Annotated in this window: 4 protein-coding genes and 2 pseudogenes; 1 reads left to right on the plus strand and 5 read right to left on the minus strand. The window is 62.0% G+C overall.

The window, feature by feature from the left end:
- Positions 1–394, minus strand: a pseudogene (locus EOA86_RS25725) (N-methylproline demethylase); the annotation flags it as partial.
- 134 nt (positions 395–528) lie between these two features.
- On the opposite strand from EOA86_RS25725, the gene queF reads away from it, so the two are divergent.
- Positions 529–990, plus strand: coding sequence for a preQ(1) synthase (gene queF, locus EOA86_RS25730; RefSeq protein ID WP_065009701.1), 462 nt, complete (start codon positions 529–531; stop codon positions 988–990).
- A 29-nt stretch (positions 991–1,019) separates the two neighbouring features.
- Here queF and EOA86_RS25735 read toward each other — a convergent pair whose 3' ends face one another.
- The 4 genes and pseudogenes from EOA86_RS25735 to EOA86_RS25750 form a co-directional block, all read right to left on the minus strand.
- Positions 1,020–2,204 carry a mandelate racemase/muconate lactonizing enzyme family protein gene (locus tag EOA86_RS25735; protein ID WP_128344263.1) on the minus strand — a complete coding sequence of 395 codons (1,185 nt, stop codon included), beginning with the start codon at positions 2,202–2,204 and terminating at the stop codon, positions 1,020–1,022.
- 7 nt (positions 2,205–2,211) lie between these two features.
- Positions 2,212–2,766 (minus strand): hypothetical protein, encoded by a 555-nt coding sequence (locus tag EOA86_RS25740; protein WP_127211967.1) that lies wholly within the window; start codon positions 2,764–2,766, stop codon positions 2,212–2,214.
- A gap of 4 nt (positions 2,767–2,770) precedes the next feature.
- Positions 2,771–3,250 carry a DUF3828 domain-containing protein gene (locus tag EOA86_RS25745; RefSeq protein ID WP_128344265.1) on the minus strand — a complete coding sequence of 160 codons (480 nt, stop codon included), beginning with the start codon at positions 3,248–3,250 and terminating at the stop codon, positions 2,771–2,773.
- 97 nt (positions 3,251–3,347) lie between these two features.
- A pseudogene (locus EOA86_RS25750) lies at positions 3,348–3,893 on the minus strand (diguanylate cyclase); the annotation flags it as partial.

Consider the following 3,893-nt stretch of genomic DNA (forward strand, 5'->3'; position numbering starts at 1 on the left):
GCGCCGGCTCGCGCACCGGCGAGGCGGACAGCACCGGAAGCCAGTCGGCCTTGTTCCAGCCGGTGCGGCGGCCGAGATGGGTGATCTGGATCATCACCTTGCAGTCATGCTCGTGGCAGGCATCGGCGAGTTCGGTGAGCCACGGCACGATGCGGTCGTCATAGACATGCAGGTTGCCGAAGGCGGCCGGGCTGTCGCGCGAGACGATCGCCGAACCGGCGGTCATGGTCAGCGCCATGCCGCCTTTGGCCTTTTCGGCGTGGTAGAGCCGGTAGCGCTCTTTCGGCATGCCGTCCTCGGAATAGGCCGGCTCATGGCTGGTCGACATGACCCGGTTCTTCAGCGTCAGATGTTTGAGCTGATAGGGCCGGAGAAGCGGATCGTTGGTGGTCATCGTCTTCCCACTGTTTCAGATTGTGCTAAAGAGCGGCAAATTTTTGTTTTTACGCTCGTTGTCCAAAACCGCTGCGCACCATCGGGTCTGGCCCGTGGGCAGGCTTTGGGCGACATGCAGTAGGGAACCCGCCCATGACCGATACGAAAAACCTTACCCAGCTCGGCACCAACGTCGAGACGCCACAGAGCCCTGAGGCGGCAGTCCTGGAGACCGTGCCGTTTTCGCGCGGCGACGGGCCCCCGGCCATCGTCCGCTTCACCTGCCCGGAATTCACGTCGCTTTGCCCGGTCACCGGCCAGCCGGACTTCGCCCATATCGTTATCGACTATGCACCCGATACGCTGCTGGTGGAATCGAAGTCGCTCAAGCTGTTCATGACCTCGTTTCGCAACCACGGCGCCTTTCATGAAGAATGCACCGTCATGATCGGCCGCCGCATCATCGCCGCGACCAAACCGCTGTGGTTGCGCATTGGCGGCTACTGGTATCCGCGCGGCGGCATTCCGATCGATGTGTTCTGGCAGACCGGCGCGCCGCCTGAAGGCGCCTGGCTGCCCGACACCGGCGTCGCACCCTATCGCGGGCGCGGCTGAGCCTGAGTTTCTACGGAAAATACGCTGCATCAGTTGAGCGGCAGCCGCCGGTAGCGGCCAGGATTGTTCGGGTCGCTGAAATGGCCCATCGGCCCATGCTCGGCGAAGTGCCCCGCCCAGCGCTTCATCGCAGCGGGGTCAAGCTCAACGCCCAATCCGTTGCCCTCCGGCACACGCACCGTGTTGCCCGCCTGCCGGAACGGACCGTCCTTGATAACGTCGCCGATCTGCCAGCGAAACAGCGATTGCGATGCTTCGGTAATCCATGGCGTCGCCGCCACGACATGCAGATAGGCTGATGTCATGATGCCGAGGTCGTTGGAATAGCACCAAAAACCCTTGCCCATCGCCTCACAGGCGGCAATGAACTTCAGGGTTTTCGACAAGCCGCCGAGTGCTGCGAAATTGCAGACGAAGTAATCCGGCGCGCCAAGCGCGACGGCCCGTCTGAGATCCGGGATGTGCGTGGAGAACGGAATGCGCGAATGCTGGCGCAGCGCCGCCATCTCCTCGAAGGTCGCGACCGGATCCTCATAATTGCGGATGTTGAACGGCTCGATCTCGCGCAGCACCCAGCGCGCCGTGGTCAGCGACCACTGCATGTTGGAATCGAGTTTGATCTGCGCCTTATCGCCAAGCGCCTCGCGCAGCATGCGCACGGTCCTGATCTCGAGCTCGGGATCGCCCATGATCAGCTTGCCCTCGAAGATGGTCGAGCCATGCTCCTCGCGCATCTTTAGGCAGTACTCGACGATCGCTTCGGACGTCATCTCGCCGCCCGCTCCATTATCCGCGGCGCGAAACGAAAAATATTCCGAAAACGGAATGTCCTTGCGCACCGCGCCGCCCAGGACTTTGTAGAGCGGCATGCCGAAGACCTTGCCTCTGATGTCCCACAGCGCCAGCTCGACGGCTCCGAACGCCACGGATGCGGCATTCTCGCCGGTGTTGGCGGTAATCTGCCAGGGCGGCACGCAGCGCGCCTCGCAGTCGGCAATGTCGAGCGGATCGGCGCCGATCAGCGCCGGCGCGATCTCGGCCTTGATCACCTCGCCGAAATGCCACCACGGCGCCTCGCCTAGTCCGACTACCCCTTCGTCCGTCTCGACCTCGATGATCGACTTCGAGGCGCCGCCATAAAGTCCGGCCGTCCACCAGAATGGGGCGTCTAGCGGAACGTTGACATGGGTGACGCGGATGTTGGTGATCCTCATCGTCTGCCTACTCGCATTGGTACTGGCTGAGCGCCCATTCGCCGGTCACCGACAGAAGGTCTGATACCTTCCAGTCGCCGTCGACTTTCCTGAATTTCCACTCCAGCCGGTGCGGATTGCCGGCGACGACGAAGGCGACGACCACCTTGGCTTCGTCGCCCTTGACCGCTTCAATGGTCTTCAGGCTCTTATCGATTTCGGTCTTGTCGTATTCCGCATTGTCCAGCGCCATGTTGGGATCGAGGCATTCGCCCTGCCCCGATTTCCGCAGCGCATCGCTCTTGTCGAGCACCGACTTCGCGGGATCGGCGAAGTGGCTGCGCTGGGCCGGATCGAGCTCGAGCCCGACATGCTCGTAGAACGGTTTCACCACCGCCGTTGGCGAACCCAGCCGCACCGGCGCTGCCGGGGCGCTATCACTGGGCTGGGACGCGGTCGGCGAAGTTGCAGCATTATCGGCCGGCGCATTTGCGGGCGGCGCGCCGAACAGGCCCTGAGCGGCGGTGCTGCTCAACCCCGCTGCCAGCAGGCACACAGTCGCCAGGGCCAGGGCGCGGGCCATAGCATCACTCCGGAGTCTGGCCAGCCAGGCACTCGAGCGCACTCAGTGTCCAGCCACTGGTCTTCGAGGTGATGTCGGCGACCTTCCATTTGCCGTCAACCTTCTTCAGCGACCAGACCATTTCGCGTTTGGAGTCATCGCCTTCCGGGAAAAGGTTGAACGTCACTGTCACGCTGGCGCTGTCGCCATCCACTGCTTCAGACAGCTTCAGTGTCTTGGCGACTGTGTCCTCGTCATAGTCCTGCGCGTCGAGACCGGGGGCGAAGTCGATGCAAGGCACCTCGTCCGGCTTCTTCTTCTGTGCCTGGTCGTTGAGGTCGAACAACTTGGTCACCGGCTCGGTGAAACGGTCGCGGTATTTCGCGTCGGGCTCGAATTTGACCTCGGGCATGTAGAAGAACTTAACCGCATTGGCTGCCGGCCCGGCCAGAGCGGCCGCAGGCGCTGCGATCGAGAGAGCGGCGGCAAGCACAGTCAGTCTCATCCGATAATCTCCAGGTTTTCGTGGTGGGAACCGTTCAATACCACGAATCCTGCATCCCGGATTTTTTGCGGCCCATGAAATCCTCTTGGGCGTTAACTCAGGCGTCCAGCCAGACGTTCTGGAGATCCATCTCGAAAGTCTGGTGGACAGCGTAATTCTTCACCTTCTTGTCCATGTGGCTGTACAGCTTCTGCCAGAACGGCTGAATGATGACGCCCGAATCCTGCAGGATCTGCTCGATGTCCTTCATCACCTCGCGCCGCTTCTCCACGTCGACGAGCGAGAGGGCCTGCTTGAGCTTGGCGTCGAAATCGGGATTCGAATACGCCGTCTCATTCCAGGCCTCGCCGGTGCGATAGCCGAGCGCCAGCACCTGAACCCCGAGCGGGCGCATGTACCAGATCGTCATGGAATAAGGATATTTCGTCCAGTCGTTCCAGAAGGTCGAGCCCGGTAGCACCGTTCGCTTCACATTGATGCCGGCATCGCGCAACTGCCCGGCGATCGCATCGCCAGTGTTCTTCTGCCACTCGTCCTCGACGGTGATCAGCTCATGCTCGAAGTCCGCCTGCCCCGCGTCGGCCATCAGCTTCTTGGCGCCGGCCGCGTCCCGCGTCTTCTTGGGCAGCGGATAATATTCCGG

Source organism: Mesorhizobium sp. M5C.F.Ca.IN.020.32.2.1, assembly GCF_004023105.1.
Taxonomy (GTDB): Bacteria; Pseudomonadota; Alphaproteobacteria; order Rhizobiales; family Rhizobiaceae; genus Mesorhizobium; species Mesorhizobium wenxiniae.

What these genes read in the sequence shown, in the direction of transcription:
- queF (WP_065009701.1), top strand. Translation starts at nt 529, where the DNA reads ATGACCGATACGAAAAACCTTACCCAGCTCGGCACCAACGTCGAGACG.
- EOA86_RS25735 (WP_128344263.1), bottom strand. Translation starts at nt 2,204, where the DNA reads ATGAGGATCACCAACATCCGCGTCACCCATGTCAACGTTCCGCTAGAC.
- EOA86_RS25740 (WP_127211967.1), bottom strand. Translation starts at nt 2,766, where the DNA reads ATGGCCCGCGCCCTGGCCCTGGCGACTGTGTGCCTGCTGGCAGCGGGG.
- EOA86_RS25745 (WP_128344265.1), bottom strand. Translation starts at nt 3,250, where the DNA reads ATGAGACTGACTGTGCTTGCCGCCGCTCTCTCGATCGCAGCGCCTGCG.